Annotated in this window: 17 protein-coding genes; 3 read left to right on the forward strand and 14 right to left on the reverse strand. The window is 46.1% G+C overall.

Translation table 11 applies throughout. The features are described 5' to 3' along the window. Positions 1–41 precede the first annotated feature (41 nt). Together groL and ACQ4M5_RS11970 are read right to left on the reverse strand one after the other, a co-directional pair. Positions 42–1709 carry a chaperonin GroEL gene (gene groL / locus ACQ4M5_RS11965; protein ID WP_430675842.1) on the reverse strand — a complete coding sequence of 556 codons (1668 nt, stop codon included), beginning with the start codon at positions 1707–1709 and terminating at the stop codon, positions 42–44. A 319-nt stretch (positions 1710–2028) separates the two neighbouring features. Further along, entirely contained in the window at positions 2029–2412 is a 384-nt protein-coding gene (locus ACQ4M5_RS11970) for a hypothetical protein (RefSeq protein WP_430675843.1), read from the reverse strand. Between the two features lie 94 nt (positions 2413–2506). Here ACQ4M5_RS11970 and ACQ4M5_RS11975 point away from each other — a divergent pair, with 94 nt between their 5' ends. Both ACQ4M5_RS11975 and ACQ4M5_RS11980 read left to right on the forward strand, forming a co-directional pair. After that, positions 2507–2839 (forward strand): thioredoxin family protein, encoded by a 333-nt coding sequence (locus ACQ4M5_RS11975; RefSeq protein WP_430675844.1) that lies wholly within the window; start codon positions 2507–2509, stop codon positions 2837–2839. Positions 2840–2847: 8 nt separating this feature from the next. Next, positions 2848–4011 (forward strand): LL-diaminopimelate aminotransferase, encoded by a 1164-nt coding sequence (locus ACQ4M5_RS11980; RefSeq protein ID WP_430675845.1) that lies wholly within the window; start codon positions 2848–2850, stop codon positions 4009–4011. Here the strand turns inward: ACQ4M5_RS11980 and ACQ4M5_RS11985 are convergent. From ACQ4M5_RS11985 to ACQ4M5_RS12000, 4 genes are read right to left on the reverse strand one after another with little or no spacing between them, the layout of a single operon-like run. After that, entirely contained in the window at positions 3936–5150 is a 1215-nt protein-coding gene (locus tag ACQ4M5_RS11985) for a glycosyltransferase family 4 protein (RefSeq protein WP_430675846.1), read from the reverse strand. The genes ACQ4M5_RS11980 and ACQ4M5_RS11985 overlap by 76 nt on opposite strands. Positions 5151–5153: 3 nt before the next feature. Next, a complete protein-coding gene (locus tag ACQ4M5_RS11990; protein WP_430675847.1) occupies positions 5154–6242 on the reverse strand; it encodes a glycosyltransferase family 4 protein in 1089 nt (362 codons plus the stop codon). A gap of 17 nt (positions 6243–6259) precedes the next feature. Further along, positions 6260–6838, reverse strand: coding sequence for an acyltransferase (locus ACQ4M5_RS11995; protein WP_430675848.1), 579 nt, complete (start codon positions 6836–6838; stop codon positions 6260–6262). 32 nt (positions 6839–6870) lie between these two features. Continuing rightward, positions 6871–8031, reverse strand: a complete 1161-nt coding sequence (locus tag ACQ4M5_RS12000) for a glycosyltransferase family 4 protein (RefSeq protein WP_430675849.1) — start codon at positions 8029–8031, stop codon at positions 6871–6873. Positions 8032–8253: 222 nt separating this feature from the next. On the opposite strand from ACQ4M5_RS12000, the gene ACQ4M5_RS12005 reads away from it, so the two are divergent. After that, positions 8254–9306 carry a hypothetical protein gene (locus tag ACQ4M5_RS12005; RefSeq protein WP_430675850.1) on the forward strand — a complete coding sequence of 351 codons (1053 nt, stop codon included), beginning with the start codon at positions 8254–8256 and terminating at the stop codon, positions 9304–9306. Here ACQ4M5_RS12005 and ACQ4M5_RS12010 read toward each other — a convergent pair. From ACQ4M5_RS12010 to ACQ4M5_RS12045, 8 genes are read right to left on the reverse strand one after another with little or no spacing between them, the layout of a single operon-like run. Next, the gene (locus tag ACQ4M5_RS12010) at positions 9287–10831 is read right to left on the reverse strand and encodes a lipopolysaccharide biosynthesis protein (RefSeq protein WP_430675851.1); all 1545 of its coding nucleotides are present in this window, start codon (positions 10829–10831) and stop codon (positions 9287–9289) included. The two genes, ACQ4M5_RS12005 and ACQ4M5_RS12010, sit on opposite strands and share 20 nt — an antisense overlap. After that, positions 10828–12000, reverse strand: coding sequence for a glycosyltransferase family 4 protein (locus ACQ4M5_RS12015; protein ID WP_430675852.1), 1173 nt, complete (start codon positions 11998–12000; stop codon positions 10828–10830). Before ACQ4M5_RS12015 ends, ACQ4M5_RS12010 begins: the two co-directional genes overlap by 4 nt. A gap of 28 nt (positions 12001–12028) precedes the next feature. Next, positions 12029–13081 (reverse strand): glycosyltransferase family 4 protein, encoded by a 1053-nt coding sequence (locus ACQ4M5_RS12020; RefSeq protein WP_430675853.1) that lies wholly within the window; start codon positions 13079–13081, stop codon positions 12029–12031. A gap of 13 nt (positions 13082–13094) precedes the next feature. Continuing rightward, the gene (locus ACQ4M5_RS12025; protein WP_430675854.1) at positions 13095–14030 is read right to left on the reverse strand and encodes a class I SAM-dependent methyltransferase; all 936 of its coding nucleotides are present in this window, start codon (positions 14028–14030) and stop codon (positions 13095–13097) included. A gap of 14 nt (positions 14031–14044) precedes the next feature. Next, positions 14045–15202 (reverse strand): glycosyltransferase family 4 protein, encoded by a 1158-nt coding sequence (locus ACQ4M5_RS12030; protein WP_430675855.1) that lies wholly within the window; start codon positions 15200–15202, stop codon positions 14045–14047. Next, complete coding sequence (locus tag ACQ4M5_RS12035; protein ID WP_430675856.1) at positions 15199–16572, reverse strand: hypothetical protein; 1374 nt, start codon at positions 16570–16572, stop codon at positions 15199–15201. Before ACQ4M5_RS12035 ends, ACQ4M5_RS12030 begins: the two co-directional genes overlap by 4 nt. A gap of 18 nt (positions 16573–16590) precedes the next feature. After that, positions 16591–17289: a class I SAM-dependent methyltransferase gene (locus tag ACQ4M5_RS12040; RefSeq protein ID WP_430675857.1), complete on the reverse strand. Its 699-nt coding sequence runs from the start codon at positions 17287–17289 to the stop codon at positions 16591–16593. Positions 17290–17313: 24 nt separating this feature from the next. Then, on the reverse strand, positions 17314–19587 hold the full coding sequence (locus tag ACQ4M5_RS12045; protein WP_430675858.1) for a GumC family protein: 2274 nt from the start codon (positions 19585–19587) through the stop codon (positions 17314–17316). Positions 19588–19706: the final 119 nt, after the last annotated feature.

A 19706-nucleotide genomic window follows, 5' to 3' on the forward strand; every position in this document is an offset into this window, starting at 1 on the left:
CGACAACTCGATCGACTGCCCAAATTACACGGGGTGGACGATTACATCATTCCCATTCCGCCCATACCACCCATGCCACCCATGCCACCCATTCCGCCCATGCCACCCATATCGGGAGCCGCAGCGGACTTCGGTTCAGGTTTTTCAACGACCAGGGCTTCAGTTGTCAGAACCATTCCAGCGATCGAGCCTGCGTCTTGAAGTGCCGATCGCACAACTTTCGCCGGATCAACAATTCCCGCAGCTAACAGATCCTCATACTCGTTGGTGAGTGCGTTGTAGCCTTCGTTAAAGCTCATTGCCCGCACTTTCTCAACGACAACCGAGCCTTCAACGCCTGCATTGTCAGCAATCTGACGCAATGGAGCATCGATCGCACGAATCACGATATCCACTCCGATTTGCTCTTCCGAGTTCAAGCTGGGCTTCAGTTCTTCCAGCTTCGAGGCTAAGTGAATCAGCGAAACACCGCCACCTGGAACAACGCCTTCTGCTACCGCTGCTTTTGTCGCGTTCAGAGCATCTTCAATTCGCAGTTTGCGATTTTTTAATTCGGTTTCAGTTGCCGCTCCGACTTTGATCACCGCAATTCCGCCAGCCAGTTTTGCGATCCGTTCGGTGATCTTTTCTTTGTCGTACTCAGAATCACTCCGCTCGACTTCTTGACGCAACTGCTCGACGCGCTTCTTCACGTTTTCGCTGTTGGCATTGTCAGACACGATCGTCGTCGAATCCTTGGTCACAATAATCTTCCGAGCCAGTCCCAACATATCAGCCGAAACCGCATCTAAGCTCAGACCAATCTCTTCAGAGATCACCTGTCCATCGGTGAGAACGGCAATATCTTGCAGCATTTGTTTACGTCGATCGCCAAATCCAGGAGCTTTGATCGCGACTGCATTCAACACACCGCGCAAACGGTTCACAACCAGAGTCGCCAGTGCTTCACCTTCAACATCTTCCGCAATAATTAAGAGCGGTTGACCTGCACGTGCCACTCGTTCCAGCACCGGAACCAATTCTTGAATCGAACCGATTTTCTTATCGCAAAGTAAAACCGCAACGTTTTCGTATTCGACAATCAGACGCTCGGTATCGGTGACAAAATAGGGCGAAAGATAACCGCGATCGAGTTCCATTCCTTCCACGACTTCCAGTTCCGTCGCCAAAGATTTCGATTCTTCAACCGTGATCACGCCATCGCGACCGACTTGATCCATTGCGAACTGGATCATTTTGCCAACTTCATCATCGTTTCCAGCCGAAACGGTTGCGACTTGAGCGATTTCGGTTCCTTCAACGGGTTTCGCGGCGGCTTGGATTTCAGTTACGAGTTTCGCGATCGCTTTATCCATTCCGCGCCGCAAGCTGATTGGATTCGTTCCGGCTGCAACGTTTTTCAATCCTTCTCTAATCATCGCTTGAGCAAGAACCGTCGCGGTCGTGGTTCCGTCTCCTGCCAAATCTTTCGTCTTGGAAGCGACTTCGCGAATTAAGGAAGCTCCGGTATTTTCCAGCGGATCTTCGAGTTCGATTTCTTTTGCGATCGTCACCCCGTCATTCACAATCTGAGGTGCGCCAAATTTCTTTTCGAGCAGTACATTTCGACCACGCGGACCTAGCGTGACACGTACCGCGTCTGCAAGTGCATTCACGCCGCGTTCGAGTGCCTGCCGGGACGCTTCATCAAAGACAACAATCTTCGCCATAAGTTTTAGCCAGTTCTCCACCTAGAAATTTAGCACTCACTGGAGCAGAGTGCTAAAGAACGGAAAGATCGGAAAACCGTATGAAGAGAATCTTAGTCACAAGATCTCCGAAAGATTATGAAAGGGGAAGTATGAAGGTTTTCTCGCTGCGGTCGAGTTCGCCCCGGAATGAATTCGGGGCTACCAGTGCGAAGTCCGTTTCAACGGACTGAAGAAGCTGAAATCGCCTCTTAGTCCCCTTCAGTGGACTTTGTGCTGTTAGCCCCGAATTCATTCCAGGGCGGAGCAGTGCGATGAGCGACACTTCCTAAACATTCTCTTAGTTTTGATTTCTCAGATATTGCTTCAAACTCAATAGCGTTGCCGTTTGACCAAGACTAATTGGCAGTAATGAAACGCCTTCGATGCGAGATTGTACCCAACCGTTGCCCCATGCCCATTCGTGGAAGCCGTCAATGCCTTGACTCAGGAGAAAGCGAATTCGATTCGGTTCGGTTAGTTCCACCTCGTGCTGAATCGTGATCAGTCCGATCCGACCCGTCAGTTTGGTTCCGGGGGCAAGCGTATCGGAAATGCCCACAGAGAACCGCTCAAACCAGAGCCAGTTTTGCAATTCTTTTACCTGAGTCAGATTTTTTGCCAGCGTTTCCTCTGTGGCTTCAACCTCAATGCGGAGGCTACTTTGCTGAAATGTTCCGAACATAAGCGCGATCCAATCCCTTCTGTTTCAGTATGGCAGATCCACAGAGGGAGCGAAGGGCTTTAAAATCAGAAAGCCGTTATTTTGAGAATCAATTATGAGTAGCGTTCTTGTGATTGGAGACGCAGAGTTTGAAACTGAGGTGATGAACGCGACTCAGCCTGTTTTGGTTTATTTTTGGGCAACGTGGTGCGGTCCTTGTCGGTTGTTGCCGCCTGTCATGGATGCGATCGCAACCAATTACGCCGATCGATTAAAAGTCGTAAAAATGGAAGTCGATCCGAATCCAGAAAGTGTCGCAAAATTCCAGGTTGAAGGAGTGCCTGCCTTTCGATTAATTAAAAACGGCGAAATCGTTCAGTCGGCAGAAGGAGTGATGACCAGACAAAAACTTGAAGCCTTTTTGAACGAGAACTTAGTCACAGCTTGAGGAATAATATGCAGTTTGCCAAACGCTTAGAGCCGCTTCAAGTGAATGTGTTTGCGGATATGGATCGTGCAAAATCGAAAGCGATCGCATCGGGACAAGACATCATTGATTTGTCGCTGGGATCATCAGATTTGCCCACAGAACCGCACGTGATTGAAGCGATCGAACAATCACTGCATGATCCCTCAACGCATGGGTATCTGTTGTTTCATGGCACGAAAGCGTTTCGGCAAGCGGCAGCTCGTTGGTATACCGATAAGTTTGGGGTGACGGTTGATCCCGAAACTGAAGTGCTACCGCTAATCGGATCACAAGAAGGCACAGCACATTTACCTTTAGCAGTGTTGAATCCGGGTGATTTTGCATTGTTGCTTGATCCGGGCTATCCGTCTCATGCGGGTGGCGTTTATTTAGCGAGTGGGCAAATCTATCCGATGCCGCTCCGGGCTGAGAATGGCTTTCTTCCAGTGTTTGAGGAGATTCCCGAAGCCGTTCTCGCCCAGTCTCGCATGATGGTGTTGAGCTATCCGCATAATCCCACAACTGCGATCGCGCCTTTATCTTTTTTCAAAAAAGCGGTTGAATTCTGCCAAGCTCACGATCTAGTATTAGTTCACGATTTTCCCTACGCTGATTTCTATCTCGGTTCAGAACCTATGCCTTCAGTGTTGCAAGCTGATCCAGAGAAAAAGGTATCGATCGAGTTTTTCACGTTCTCGAAGTCTTACAAAATGGGCGGCTTTCGAGTGGGATACGCGATCGGGAATGCAGAGCTAATTCGCGCATTGAGACAAATCAAAGCTGCGGTCGATTTCAATCAATATCGCGGTATTTTGAACGGTGCGATCGCAGCACTTACAGGCGATCAATCAAGTGTGCAAAAAGCAGTGGAAATCTATCGGCATAGACGGGATGTATTTGTCGATCGATTACATCAAATCGGCTGGAAAGTTCCAACTCCTGAAGCAGCAATGTATGTTTGGGCAAAGTTACCGGAGGCTTGGAGCAATGATTCAATTAATTTTGCTATCAAGCTTGTAGAAGCGACAGGTGTTGCAGTTTCTCCGGGTGCAGGATTTGGTAAATCAGGCGAAGGTTATGTTCGATTTGCACTGGTACATGAACCGGAGATTTTAGTGGAAGCAGTCGATCGAATGTCAAAGTTTCTATAAATCTGCCAAAGTTCAGTTCCAAATCGCTCAGTGTTGAATTGCTCGATCGCAGTTCTTCGGGCATTCCGTCCTAACATCGATCGTTGTTCTGGACATTGAATCAATTGAATCATTGCTTGTGCAAGCGCTTGAACATCATTGGAAGGAACCGCGATCGCATTCTCATTATGTACAACCAATTCCGCTGCACCTCCCGCATTTGAAACAATCACCGCTTTTCCAAATGACATTGCCTCTGCTATCACTAATCCAAACGGTTCGGGTTGAGTACTTGCATGAACTACGATGTCTAAAGATTGATAGATAGCTGTTGTATCGGATTGGAAACCGAGAAATTGAATATATCGATCGAGCTTCAATCGTTGGACTTCAGCTTGAAGTTCTGCCATTGAGAACTGTGATCCCTGTGTTTTGTAGATTGGCGCACCAATGATCAAAAACTGAATTGGAGCATGAGGAAGTTCAGCTACCACCTTTGAAGCGGCTTGCAAAAATACATCATGTCCTTTCCAACGTGCAAAGGTCGCGACTAGACCAATTTGAACGATTGGATTGCGAATTGAGCGAATTATAGGAATCGGCACTGCATTATAGATAACCTGAATTGGCAAGTTAGGTAGTAACTGTCTTGCGTCTTTTGCAACAGAATTGGAAACCGCGATCGCACAAGTCGCCGAGGATTGCGCCCACTGTAAAATCCGCGCTACCAAAGAACGAGACTGATAAAAATCATGAATATGCCATACGATCGGAATCCGAACAGTCCGAAGTGCAGCCAGTAAAAGATGCGTCTTGATACTATTCGAGTGAATTAAGTCTGGTTGAATGCGCTGGATCATTCGACGCAATTGTTTCAAATAGCTCAAAAATTCCGGTAGTAACAATCCTGCTTTGAGCAAGAGTTTGAACTTTGAGAAGCGCGATCGTACTCCACTATCTCCAAACCGATTGATCGACTGCGGTAGAGCTAAACAGATTACTGTTACACCTAACTTTTCCGCTGCTTCGATCAGTTCTCCTGATGTTCCAACAATTAAAAAAATCTCTAAATCAAATTCCTGCAAGCTCTCAATCATCGTGAGCAATACTCGCTCTGCTCCTCCGATCGCGCCCACTGCATTAAAAAATAAAAGTCTCATGTTCTAAGCTCCAAGCTGAAGATAAGCTTGTCGAATAATGTCAGCGTGTTTTTGCCAAGAATATTGACTAGCTTGTTTCAATCGTTTCGATCGATCTGGTGCTTGATTCGGATCATTTAGAACAGTCTCGATCGCATTCACCCAAGCCGCAATATCGCCCACCGGGCAATAGATTGCTGCATCTTGAGCAACTTCCCGAAACACAGGAAGATCACTCACAACCGCGATCGCGCCACACGCTAACGATTCAATCAACGGCAATCCAAATCCTTCCGCTTCACTGGTCAATAACACCACTTCAGCTTGACGATAGAGTTCAGCGATCGTAGAAGTTGGAAGATTCCGCAAATGAACAATTTTCGATCTGATATTTAATCGATCGAGTTGCTGATTTTGCTCCTCTGTCCACTCTCCACTGACTTTCACAAGCTTTAGTTCAGGATGAGAGCGACTCAGTTCTACAAATACATCCAGTAATACATCAATCCGCTTACGTGGAATACAACTTCCAACATGAAGAATAAACGGGGATTGAACTATCGATGCTGTATGACTCTCGATTGAGAACTCATGCGAAATTCCATAAGGTGCATGAACTAAGCGATCAGAATCAACTAATTGATAATGCTCCAATTGTTGCCGAACAGTTTGAGTCGAATAAAAGACGATCGCTGCTTTCTGTAATCCCTCTAAGATTCGTTGAGACATTGCTCGATACCAACGAGGGCGCGGTTCTTGTTCGGGTGTAATTAGCGATCGAAACGCATCAATATCATGACAAAACACACCCGTTCGATTCGCGGGCAACTCATGCACTAACTGAGCATAGGTATGATCACAAACATGAAACACATCGAACTGAGCCGAAATCTTTTTCAGATAATTGGGATAGTCCCAAAAGCGGTTTAGTAATCGATCGACATTAAAAGCAGTTTTACGAGTTCCAAATCTCGGAGATCGAGTCAGGCGATGCTGAAAAGATGGGCGAACTTCATACAAATCAGTTTGCCAATTCTTCAACAACATCTCAGCACACAAGTCCATACTGTGCCACTGTTCTTCTTGGTAGTCACAAATCAGAGCCGTTCGCATCTTTAATCGCAAAATAATTAAGCAAATAATCGATCGTAGTGAATCGTGTAATTTAAGCTTGAAGGTCGAACACCAATGGGTTTTGCTGGACAGCCTGCCACGATCGTGAAGGGTGGAACATTCCGAGTGACGATCGCTCCAGCCGCAACTGCACAGCCTTTTCCCAACGTTACACCCGGCAAAATCATGGCTCTCGTCCCGATAAAAACATAGTCCTCAATCATCACTGAGCGTTCTTGACCAGAGAAATTCGCGCACTGTAGATCGTGATCAGCAGTTAGGATGCAAACTTCGGCTGAGATTGAGACATTTTTACCGATCGTGATGCCACCTCGTGTATCAATTCGGCAATTCTGATTAATCACGGAATGATCAGCCATCGTAAAGCCGTTTCGTGCATCGAACCAGGTTCCCATGAAAATAAAGCTACCCTGACCAATTCCAAAATTCAGCAAACGACGATAACAAAACAATCGAAACCGATGAGAAGGAATGCGATTAATTAGATGATTCGTTAGATACAGACTACCTTCTACGAAAATTCGTTTTACCCAAAGTTCAAGGTTAGATTTTTCAGACTCTATTAAGCTAACCATGCAGCATTCTCCTCAAAATGATTGCGTTAGAGTTAAACTACTTCCAACCGTTGACTATGCTGTGCCAAAATTGCATCAAAGAACTCTAAGTGCTGTTTCGCGATCGCGGACCATTGATAAACCGAATGAGCACGATCAAGTCCTCTTTGGGCAAGTTCGTGGCGCTGCTCCGAATCCTCAAGTAACAGCGAAATCGCTTGAATCCAAGCCTGTTCATCTTGCTCTGATACTACAATTCCCGCATCTGCAATCACATACGGAATTTCACCGCTATCACTCCCGATCACAGGCACCCCACAAGCAAACGCTTCGATTAACATTCGTCCAAACTGTTCGCGCCAGCCTCGCGTGGTCTGACTTGGCGCACAGAGCAGATCCATTGCATTCAGATAGTCTGGAACTTGATCATGAGTCACTGTTGTACAGATCCGAACCTGATCGCCATATTGTTTCGACCACGATCGCAGATCTGCTTCCATTGCTCCTGTTCCCACAAACAAAGCTCGCCACGGCTGATTGATGCGATCGAGAACTTGCATCAACAAAGATAGACCTTTTTCTGGAACAAATCGCCCTAAAAAACCAATCACTGGGACATTCATCTGATCCCATTCCAACTGTTGGTGAATCGCTTGTCGAGCTTTAGAATTGGGGCAAAAACAATCTACATCTACTCCATGAGGAATCATTCGCATCGGTCGATCGTAGCCTTTACGATGTTTGAGTGCATTTGCCACCAGTTGACCTGCTGCAATCCAACCCGATGAACGCTGCATTGTTTGAGTTTCAATCCAGTTAAATGGAAGCGGGTAGTCCTTAGAATTGTTCTGCGCTGTGAAGTACACAAGCGGGACATGCTTAGGAGTGTACCAAGCCACTTGTCCACCTGATAGCACATAAGGTTCTTCCCAACAATGCACTAAATCCCAGTTTTGGCGCAGAATTTCACGCAGTCGATCGCCGTAAATCATCAACTGAGGAACACGATCGAATCGAACCGGAACCCCTTCAACCGTTGCGCGATCGTGAGCATTGATCTCAAGCTTCAAAGGACGTAAATCACCTTTCAAAGCAGAAGGTGAAACTACCGTAATCTCCCACTGCGAAATGCGAGACATTTCATTTGCAAGACGACGATTCAACGGAACAATGTAGGAATGTCCAATAGTCAGAAGCTTACGGGAGAACTTCATAAAAACATCTCGATCGAATTGGAGTCCTGCTGAAATTACGGTCTCAGCCAGTAGAACTATCTACTGCTTCTGCAATTCCACCCAGCGTAAAATCACGGAATCTACTCGAAACGATCGCCCAACTCAAGAACAATTACTGACTTTTTGCAAGATTTCGAGTAAAACAGCAGAACAACTGGAAGCCTCTGACTGATGCAAGACCAAACCACACTAGTAATAATCGTGCCAAAGCTCCCGCCCTCGATCGATGGAATTGGAGATTATGGATTTCTTTTAGCAAGACAGCTTTATCAAGACTTTGGTTGGAAAACCCGTTTTATTGTGGGAACACCTGATTGGCAAGGCGAGACGCAAGGCGATTTTTTCCAAGTTACAACTGTAAAAGCGCGATCGCAAGAAGCCTTACTGAGATTGCTTCCAACTCCACCTGCAACCGTTTTATTGCAATATGCTGGACATGGCTATGCAAATCGAGGTTGCCCCGTATGGTTAGTGAAAGCAATCAAACACTGGTGTCAAAGAGGCGGAACATTAGTCACAATGTTTCACGAACTCTATGCAACTCGACCTCTTTTTAGTAGTGCAATACTCACACGGCATCTTCAAAAGCATCTCGCGATCGATCTGATGCGATTGAGCGATCGAACCTTCACCAATCGCCAATTGTATGCTGAGAAAATTCGCAGTTTTAGTCAGAAACACGCGATCGTGATGCCTGTTTTCTCAAACATTGGAGAGTGCTCAAATCCAAAATCATTTAATGCTCGATCGCGTAACTTAGTAATCTTCGGTAGTTTAAATTCGCGACAGCAAATCTATCAGCGATCGCGCTTTCATCTAGAGCAACTTTGTCATGCCCTTCAAATTGAAACCATCATTGATATTGGGAAACCGCTAAGCATCGAACTCAATCCGCTAGGCACGATTCCAATTCGATCATTGGGAGTCCAAACGGCAGAACAGATTAGACAGGTGTTGAACAATGCGATCGCTGGAGTCGTCAGCTATCCAACAGACTATCTAGCAAAGTCGGGCATTTTTGCCGCTTATTGTTCACATGGTGTTCTTCCAATTGTTCTCTCAGACCCGATGCCCGATCAAGATGGATTAAGCCTGAATCAACACTATATTTTGATTCAACAGTCTGCAACTTCACCTGAAACGATCGCTACTGCGGCACATCAATGGTATCAAGCACACTCCCTGCGTTGCCACACTCATTCCCTGGCTCAGAGTTTGCAGGAATTGGGATTTGCTAAGGAATCGTTTGTTTGATCTTGCGCTTGGGCAAAAATCCCAGTAAGCGCTGCCGCCAGATCAATCGATCGTGCAAACTGAATACGAGGTACCACGCAGCAACAAGATACAATCCCGCTGTAATCAGCATTTCAATAGCCAAACCGATCCAACCCAGGGGCGTATGATGCGTGCTGATCCAAATCGCGATCGCACTATAAGGAATACCAACAAACAAAGGACGTGCGATCACAGCATACAATTGCACAGGTTGTGTGCCAAAGTTTTGTTTAAGCAACCGTGGCATCCACCAAGAGTAAAGTCCCACACCGCTTACAAACGTGCCTAGCAGAGGACCCACAAGCCCAAACCGCTGTGTTGCAACCAAACTCACTCCAACATTGACGATCGTATCCACGATCGAGAGTTTTACTAACCGGTTCGCAAGTCCAGTTCCGATAAAACACCATTTCCACAGATGAAACACTCCTCGAATGGTGATGTTCCAAGCCATCAGAGCAGTAACCGCCCATCCTGCAAATCGCTCCACTCCAACCCATAGCGCCACAAAATGAATGTTATACGCCAGGATTGGAATGACGATCGTTAATCCCATCACCATCAACAATCGAGTCAAGTCCACTAATCGCGCATTAAACGTTTGATCATCGCCTTGAGCTTTCAGATCAGCCAGTGCCGCCCAGGTTGCCACCGTAACGCTCTCAAGCTGAGTCTGCGCCAGGATTGCAAGCCGCTGAGTGATCAGAAAAGGAACCACCGCCGCAGGTCCTAAAAAGAATGAAATAAAGAGATTGTCGCTGAGCAATCCAATCCGAGCCGCAAGATGAAAAATCAATCCTGGTGTATTCAGTTGCCAGAGTCGCTGCTGAATCGATGGGGCGTGTTCTTGAGGAGGACGTAAAATCAACGGAATTAAACTTGGATAACGCTGAAGACTCTTCCAAGTGATTAGCGCACTAAAACAGAAGTTACCCAGCAAAATCGCAAAGAACTGACCTGGAATTCCAAACCCTAACCAGGCAAACCAGAGCAATCCGCCAGAAGTCAGCACGCTCTGAATCAAAAGAGCAATGTTCTTGAAGTACCCTCTTTGCTCAGCATCCATCAAAAGCTGAAACACATTGAGCGGAATCAGCAGTAGACACAACAGATTCACACAGAACCCAATCTGGAGTTCGGTTGCAATTACGCCCTCGACAGAAACAATCCGCGAAACCAAGAGTCCTAATCCGATCCCACCGAGCGTCATCACAGCCAAGACTTTTAAGTAAGCTCGAATCCCGATCGCGATTACTGCACCCAACTCACGCGGTTCTGAACGCTGAATTGCTGGCACCAACAAGGCACAGAGCGCTCCGCCAATTCCCAGATCAAATAACCACAAGTAACCCAGAAGGTCTGTTGCAGCCCGAAACGCTCCAAAGCGCTCATCGCCTAACCATTGCAGCAAAAGCGGTGTACTAAACAAACCGATCGCGATCGTAGTTGCTTGAAGAACTAACAACGATAAAAAATTAGCGATCGAGCGTTTGGTGCGAGTCATGGTCGATTAGAGATTAAAGCTTGCACAGCATCGCACTTAACAAGGTGTTGCTGATAGATTTGCATCAATCGCTTCATGTGATGTTCGATGCCAAAAGTTTCGATCGCGAAGTCGCGTCCTGCTTCCCCGTACTGTTTTGCTAACGACCAATCCTTGGCTAATCGTTCGATTTGATGCGCCAGTCCAGATATATCATTGGGTTCAACCAGCAACCCATTCACCCCATCGATTACGCCTTCGGGAATTCCACCCACTCGCGAAGCGATCGTGGCTCTGGCGTTAATCAACGCTTCATAAGCAACCATTCCAGCAGGTTCATGCCAGAGAGACGGAAAAATCAGCGCTCTTGAGGACTGAATCAATTCATAAACCGTTTCAGAAGTTACCCACCCGTGAAATGTCACGCGATCGACGATTCCGAGTTGCTGCACTAGAGCTTGTAGCTGTTTCAGTTGGTCTCCATCTCCTGCAATATCAAGGTGAACTGGGACAGGAACTTGTGCGAGTGCTTTAATCAACCAACTCACGCCTTTCGCAGTTGTCAACCGTCCCAGGAACAGAAATCTAGGAATCTCATGTTGAGGAGGTGCAGTAGTAGCCACCACATCAGGAACAGCGAGATAGAGTGTTTGAATCAGTTGCTCTGAATACCCAGAAGCAATCATCCGCTCTCTAACAAAGGCACTATTCGCAAGCGTTGGCACTTTGGAAAGTACTTTTTGCTCATTCCGAGTCGATTCAAATCCACGCAACAAGGCTTCAGGTCGAATACTACCGCAGCGATCGACAAAATGCCCCCAAAGGCAACCTGTTACACTGTAAGCCCGATTGCAAGGACAAGTCGATCGTGCTAAGAATTTACTGCCGCTTGGACAGTACGGCTGATGTCCTTGAACGGTTCTCAAAACGGTTAAATTCTCAGGGGGCAGTAAGCTTACCTCACTATGCAGATGTAGAAGATCAATCTTCAGCCGCATTGCCGCTTGATAGAGTTCTGCATCTGTTTTCACAGAATGAATTGGAATTCCATTCAAGCTGGCAATCGTATCATATCTAGAGAAATAGTGAACGGTATGTCCTAATTTCTTCTGGGCAATAGCAATGCGCTGTAAATAAACTTCTGCACCTCCGTGTGCCGCAAGATGGGGAATGTAGTGTCCGATAATCATTGTGAAACTTCCTCATACAGCGCAGTGCTCATACAGATAATGGCGATCGTTCAAAGTTGCGTAAGTGATCCAACAGTGCTTCCCAATCGCCAGTAGGAATCACAAAACCATTGATGCCAGACTGAATATGTTCTTTCATTCCTGTAGTTTCAGTCACAATCACAGGTACTCCACAAGCTAAAGCTTCCATGGGTGCATACGCAAATCCATCTTCGTAAGAAGGATGAACATAGACACTGGCACGCTGTAAGTGAGGTAGCGGATCACCAGGAGCAATCCGAATCCGAGAATCGCGCTGTTTCCACGCTTCAAGATATTTTCGCATTCCTCGCGTCGTGGAATTCCCCACTAAAACCAATTCACAATCTGGGCTTCGTAGTCGAGAAAACGCTTCGAGCAGCACTGGAACACCTTTCATCACCGTCAACGTACCAGAGTAAACCACGCGAAAAACACCATCGTCAGACGGTTTAAGAGATCGAACAAATCGAGGATGAACCGTAAAATGGCGCTTCTTCAACTTTGCTTCTGGAACTCCAGCCTTGAGAAATGAATGATAGGTATAGTCTGAAGCAACATAGATAACATCAGCCATTTCATACGCTTGTAGCGTTTTACGACGCTGCGCTTCATTTAACCAACTTGGCTCAATTCCAAAAGCTCGGATAGCTTTGAGATGCTGTGTCATTACATTGTTCACATGACTGTTATCAGCTTGAAGCGCAAGCACACTGTAACCTAATTCACGAGCGCGATTAAATGAATGAATCGCTTGACCTGCACAAGCGGTTTCAAACTCATCACCCGAAGAAAGCACAGCAGCAACCGCTCGATCGAACCAATCATTTGCAAAATAGTGCAGCCATCCCGGACTGTAACGAATCGGAGAATGCTGCATTAGAAACCGTTTGTGATTTGGAATCTGAACGAGCCGACCGCAAGCATCGCCTGATTTAGGGCGAGAAGTGTAATATTCCGTAAGAGAGTTCTGCGATCGCGCTTCTTCAACAATGAATGAGAAATGCTGCCCTAGACCACCAGAATCGTAAGGAGCAGAACAAGCAATAGTCTTTCTGATCATGATTTTCTGCTCCTTAAGCTCGAACTGCAACACAGTACAGACTAATTCCTGAATAATGTCGTGAAGGAATCAACGTTTGCATCATCTGAGCCACAATCGCAGTTTTGCGTCGAATGGGAGAGAGATCAGCAAATAACTGTCCCTGTTGCTCGTGTTTTAATCTCGCTAAATAACCGGAAACACCAACCCAGTGAAAGGGTTCATTCATCGTTTTGATTAGCTTCCAGCCCAATCGGTTGAGCAATTGTTCGATCGCGCTCGGAACCCAACGAGTTTGATGATGCGGTGGATAATCCCAGTACTCTCGTTTTCCTAATCGATGATAGTCAATTAGCTCGGTATACCGTTGGGGGTGTGGGCAAGAAAAATGCAGCGATGCGTCCTTAGTTGTTAGCGCTGATAAATCAGCAAAAAAGCTGTCTAAATCGTCAATATGTTCGAGAACGTGAAAAAAAGCAACGCGATCGAAGGTCTGCTGCTGTGCTCCAAGTTTCTTCAAATCCCAACACTGTGCATTTAATCCTTTCGCCTGCGCGATTTTGATTGCTTTTGGGTTAAAGTCTAAACCAAGCGTTTGATGTCCAGCTTGCATGGCAAGTTCAAGAAAATAGCCTTCCCCGCATCCAATCTCAAGCAGGGTTGAAGATGGATTAATATCCGCTAAGCATTGCTGAAATTCCCAGCGAATTCCATACTGTTCAACTTCTGCATACCAATCTGACAACGCAGAATACATCGGATTTGCAAACTCAAGCTGACAGCGATCGCAGTGATAGATCTGTGTCTGATGCGGAATGTTTTCTCCCTCAATTTCAGTCCTTAGAGCATCTTTGGCAGTCGCAGAAATCTTTGACCATGCTTCAGCAATTCGAGCCGTCTCTACTGATTCTACAAGCCTAATTGAGCCACTATCGCAAGCTGGACAGGCATTGTAATGCTTCACACTCATATTAAATCTCTCATTTAGATAAGTACAGGCTTTACCTCTGTCACAGTCCCGATCGTGTCTACAATCTGCTGTGCCATCTGATCCCAACTTCTGCTTCGCAACACAGGCGCAACTTGAGATTGCACCAAGAACTGATAGTGTTGTTGATGACTCCGCCAATGATACATTGCTTTCACCAACTCGAACACATCACTCCCATCGGATAGCAATAAGCGACTGAGCGCTGCTGGATAGCGTTCTGCTACTCCCGCTGTTTCAGTCACGATCGCTGGAATTCCACAACAAAGTGCTTCATGAACTCCCAAACCATAAGCTTCATAACGAGTTGGAGCAATTAAACAATCGGACGCTCGCAGTAAATCTGGAACATCAGAGCGAAATCCTAAAAATTGAATACGATCGACTAATCCCGTCTCGCTTAATCGCTGCTTCCAGATTGGAACTTCTGCACCTTGTCCAATCACGAATAATTGAACATTCCAAGCTGGATCTTGGCAGAGATGTCTCCAAGCCTCAAATAGAACATCAAAACCTTTTCGTCGATCGCTTAATGCTCCAATAAAAACAGCGATCGAACAATCTAAAGGTAAATTTAATCGTTGTCTGAGCGATCGAACTTCCTCGATTGTTGCTGGATAAAACGTTTCAGGATCAATTCCATAGTAGATCGAACGAATCTTAGATTGAGCAGCAAGATTACACTCAACCAAGTCCGCTTTCGTCCGTTCAGAATTAGCAATCACAAGCTTTGCCCGTCGTAAATTTCGCTGCTCCGTCCGTCGAAAATGGGAATGTGTGACTGCAACTTTGGCGCGTTGTAACAGACTGATCTTCGACTCTGGTTGATAAGCAGCATGAACATAATGCACCCAGTTCACATCCGCCCAATTGCAGTTCCCACCATTGACGAACACTCGCCCGCCGCGCTGTGAAATTTGTCGCGCCCAATATTGTCCAACTCGATCGAGTAAGAAATCACTCAGAAAGTTTGAGTTCGCAACTTTCGGAACCCGATGCCAAATTGCAGACTGTTGCAATTCAGGTTCAACTCGGCGCGAGACTAAGTGAACTTCTGCACCTTGACGAACCAGATAATCCGCCAGCGCATAGTTCGCCCGATCCATTCCACCCGTCTTGATAAAATCGCCTGCAACCAGTAAAAAAGGCTTCATTGCTTCTCATTCAAAGGAACCGTGTAAGATCGACGCGCAACAAACAGTGCAGTGTTAATCAACCAAAACTCCATCCCTGCTTGGCTCATAAACAAGGGATAGCTAAAAGTAATCGCGATCGCACCCATGTTATACGCAAAGATAATTCCTGCCCAAAGTTGGAGTGAAGAAAAGCGATCGCTAATCACCCGCCAAACTCCACAACATGCTGCGATGATTGCTCCCGAATAGGCAATGAGTAAAGGAATGCCACCATCATACGCCCAGCCTGTCCATTGAATTTCGACCCAAACCGGAAACGTAATTGGATTATAGTTATTGCCAAAATAGTCATTCATCATGCCCCAGCGTCCTAACCCTGCACCAAAGGGATATTTGGGAATGATTTCTACGATCGTTTCTTCGAGAAACAAACCTCGGCTTTGATAAATAACCGTATCGGGAGATTCCGTTAATAAGGTGAGAAAGCGATCGCTCATCATCTCGCCGCCCACCCCCGCTGCCCAATGCGTTGTGACCACAGCAAGAACAATCATTATTCCGAACATGACTGTAACTTGCCAAAGCCGCTTTAATTGCAGTAGAACCAGACCAATAATGAATAAACAGAGTAATGAAACAATCAAAGTCGATCGTATTTGAGAAAGATAGATACAAAATAATCCGATCGGAACACTCGCAATACTAACTAAACGAACGATTAAATTTCGAGTTTGTAATGCCATTCCAGTTCCGAGCAGTAGCGCATAAAATCCAGAAGTTGCTGCACTTCCCGGAACATCACTTAATCCAGATGGACGATAAATATAAGCTCCATTTGCCAGCGTAATTCTTAGCTGATCGCCTCCAAATTTTCCTTCTTCAATCACCGAGGAAATCGCAAACTGGAAAAGTTCAGGATAGTAAACCTGCAACACACCGACGATCGAACTCAGCGTGTGAAAGCCCCACAGTAGATAGATTAACCATCGAAATCCTTCATCGGTAAGAGTTAAGCGACTGACCCAAAACAGTGGAGCAAGAATCGCAAGATACATCAAACATTGTGCTAACCCTGCTGGAATACTATTGATATAAGGATGCCAGAAAAGCTGAAGCGCCATAATACACAGAACCGCGATCGCCCATCGTTTTGCAGGATGATCGATTCCTGTTTTAGGAACTTTCCACAACAATCCCAGACTCAGTGCAAAAGCTCCAGCTCTGAAGAAAATTCTGAACTCTGAGACATCCGGGAACAATAACAGAATTTGCAACAAGAACTGGATTAGCACAAAACAATGAAGCCATGAGAACTGAGGCAGGGAAAGTCGCCAAGATGAGGCAACAGGGAAATGGCTCGATCGCTCTAGTAAATCTCGGTTTCTCATTGCTTGAAATTAATAAAACTAAGCGGTCAAAATCGCAAATAAACTATCGCTCCAAGCTTTTCCCTGCAACTTTGGTAAAAGGGATTGCCATTTCACTGAGAGTCCAGGAATTTGACCGGGCAAAGGATAGAAGAAACCAATATCAGAAAATTTTGCCTCTGTCGCCATGCGTTGCAGATCAACTTCGAGGATTGGCGTAATATGACCTGCAACCTGGTAATCATGCTCACAAAATGCTGGATAGTAGCCCCTAAGTAAGAAAGAAATTCGCGATCGCAAACTATCATTGTTAGGAGTCGTAATCACAAGCTTTCCACCCGGTTTAAGACTGCGTTTTGCTTCTTGAACAAAGTGTCTTGGATTCGCTAAATGTTCCATCACCTCGATCGCGAATATCCAATCGATCGACTGATCCGCACAAGGTAGCACTGTTGTTGAGAGATCACGGATGTGAAATTCAACTGTCTCAATTTGGCTTGCTCCATCATCGACAATATCAACGCTGATTAGTTTATCAATGCTCGATCGCTGTTGTAATCGTTTGAGCCAACCTCCAGAGCCTGAACCTGCATCTAGAACAGTTCCAGCGACTTGATCACCGACCAAGCTCCATAAGCGATCGCGAATCGGTTCTGGTGAATAGCCATTCTCTCGTTGGCGGTAAGCTTCGGCACTATAGCCAACAATATTAGACTGCGTTGAAGACGATAGCTGCATAAGTAAACCTCGATCGCAGGTGAATTAAACCGTTTCTACAACATCCGAGTTATAGTTCCGCCGCACGTATTCATGGTATTTGTGTGCTAGATGCGTTCCAGGTTTGAGACAGTTCGCCACAATTCCCAAAACCGGACTACCAGAAAGTTGTAGACCTCGCAAAGATTCAAGTAATGCAGTTCGTCCAGTGTTTCCAAGTCCAACGACTAGAACACTGCCGTCGGTTTGACCAGACAGAATCAAGCTATCAGAAAAACCTAGAACAGGTGGCGCATCGTAGATCACCAAATCGTAATGCTCTTTCAGTTCTTCCATTAGTTTCTTCATCTTGGCAGAAGAGAGCAATCGACTTGCATCCATTTGTGGTTTTCCAGCCGTTAGCACAAAAAGATTTTGCTCCATTGGCGATTGTTGGATTAAGTGATGCACAGAGCCATCCGAAGTGAGATACTGGCTCAAGCCTTGCTCATTGGTAACTCTTGCATAGGTATGTAGCTTAGAGCGATACAAGTCCGCATCAACGATTAGAACGCGCTGCCCCATTGTCGCGGCTGCCAGTCCCATATTGAGCGCAACCGTGGATTTTCCATCACTTGCGAGCGCAGAAGCAACCACGATCGACTGCAATGAGTTCTGCAAATTCGCCATCGAGAGACTGAGATTCAACGTGCGGAACGCTTCGCGGAAGATTGCAGCATCTTCGCTTAAGTCGATCGAGAAAGTTTGCGCCGATTGAGTTGAACCCTCTGAAGCAGCAGGCAAATTCCGCAGAGATGCCATCGCAGGCAAGCTCAGTTCGCTCAGATTCTTGTAGAACGGAATGACACTGAGCAGCGGGAATTTACTATCCTGCTTCAAGTCTTCGGCTGAATAGAGCACATCATCCAGCTTGTCTACTAACAATCCTGCTAAGACACCGAGGAATAAGCTACCGACAAATCCAAGAGCCGCACTTTGAGGAATGGATGGGAAAACGGGAGCGGGACGTTGAGCGGGAGAGGCGATAATTTGCCAAGGTTGAGTATTTTGAGCCGCTTCGATTTGCAGACTTTCGCGATTCGCAAGAAAGCGATCGAGACTATCATTCGCAACTTTCAATTCCCGCTGTAAATCAACATTCTGACGGACTAAAGAGGGAATCGTCGTTAAACTGGCTTGAAGTTGCTGAGCCGTTCCAAGTAAAGATTGGTTTCTCGCTTCTAACGCTTTGATCTCATTGCTCACTGTGACAAGTTGACGATTTAGCTCGATCAGCGTTCCACTCAAATTACCCTGTGCCTGTCGAGTTCCAGTTGTACTCAGCGTTCGTTTTGCTTCGAGTTGCATCTGAGCAAGCACACCGTCTCGTCGCTTCATCAAAGCTTGGACTGGAGGCGCATCAGGAGTCAGACGTTCGGTATTGATTGAAATTTGAGTTTCTAACTGTTGAAGCTGTTCGCGCAGGGCTTGGAAAGTTTTTGACTCACTTAGAGCGGAGGATGCGATCGCAACTTCAGGACTACTTCCCACTTGCTTGCTGAGTGTCGCATAGAGCGCTCTAGATTCTGCTAGTCTCGCTTGAGTCGATTTTTGCTCAGCCTCAATCTCTCCACTCATCCTAATCAAATAGGCAGCACGATCTTCAGGATTCACAATCTTATTGGATTCCCGAAACGATTCAAGCTGGCTCTGAATCTGATTGACTCGGCTATACAGAGTCGGCAACTGTTTCTCGACGAATTTAATTCCCTGCTGTAAATTGCGGCTTCTCAGTTGCTCACCATAGTTCAGATAAGTTGCAGCCAGCTTTTCTACAACAGATAAACTCTGATTTGCATCATTGTCTAAATAGCTAACTTCAATAATCTCAGTCTCTTTTAATCGATTGACTGAAAGATTGCTAAGAAACTGGTCATACGTTAGAGACGGATACTCTTTTTGCAGCGATTTGAACGCAGGTTCTAGAATCTGTGAGCTTCTCAGAACTTGAGTCAGCGTTGTATAGTTGGTTCCCGCAACTTGCTCATTCAGCGCGACTCCAAGCTGCTGTCCAGGATTCGTTTTAGTCGGTTCAATCAACAATCGGAACACACTCATATAAATGGGCTTCCGAGTGGTTGACCATGCCATTGTTGCAGTAAACAAAATCAGGGCAACAGTGCCCACAAAGATTTTCCGCCGCCGCACTACGTCCCAAATTTTCTTCAGATCGAGTTCCGATCGAGTTTCCGTGCCTTTGAAGCTAAGAAAATTTGGAGAATTCCTACTCTCTTGACCTAGCTCAGATTGATACAACTTTGATAAGGGATTGATACTCATGCAACTTAAAGGGTAATCCGTAGTGCCACTCGCGCAGATTTGCTGAAACACCACAACTTGATGGAGTTGCGCTCAGTATTTCATGCTCTTTATATTCGAGAGTCCGTGAGAGTACTGAA

Origin of the sequence: Leptolyngbya sp. AN10 (assembly GCF_050565645.1) — a bacterium.
In the GTDB taxonomy this organism is placed as follows: domain Bacteria; phylum Cyanobacteriota; class Cyanobacteriia; order Leptolyngbyales; family Leptolyngbyaceae; genus Leptolyngbya.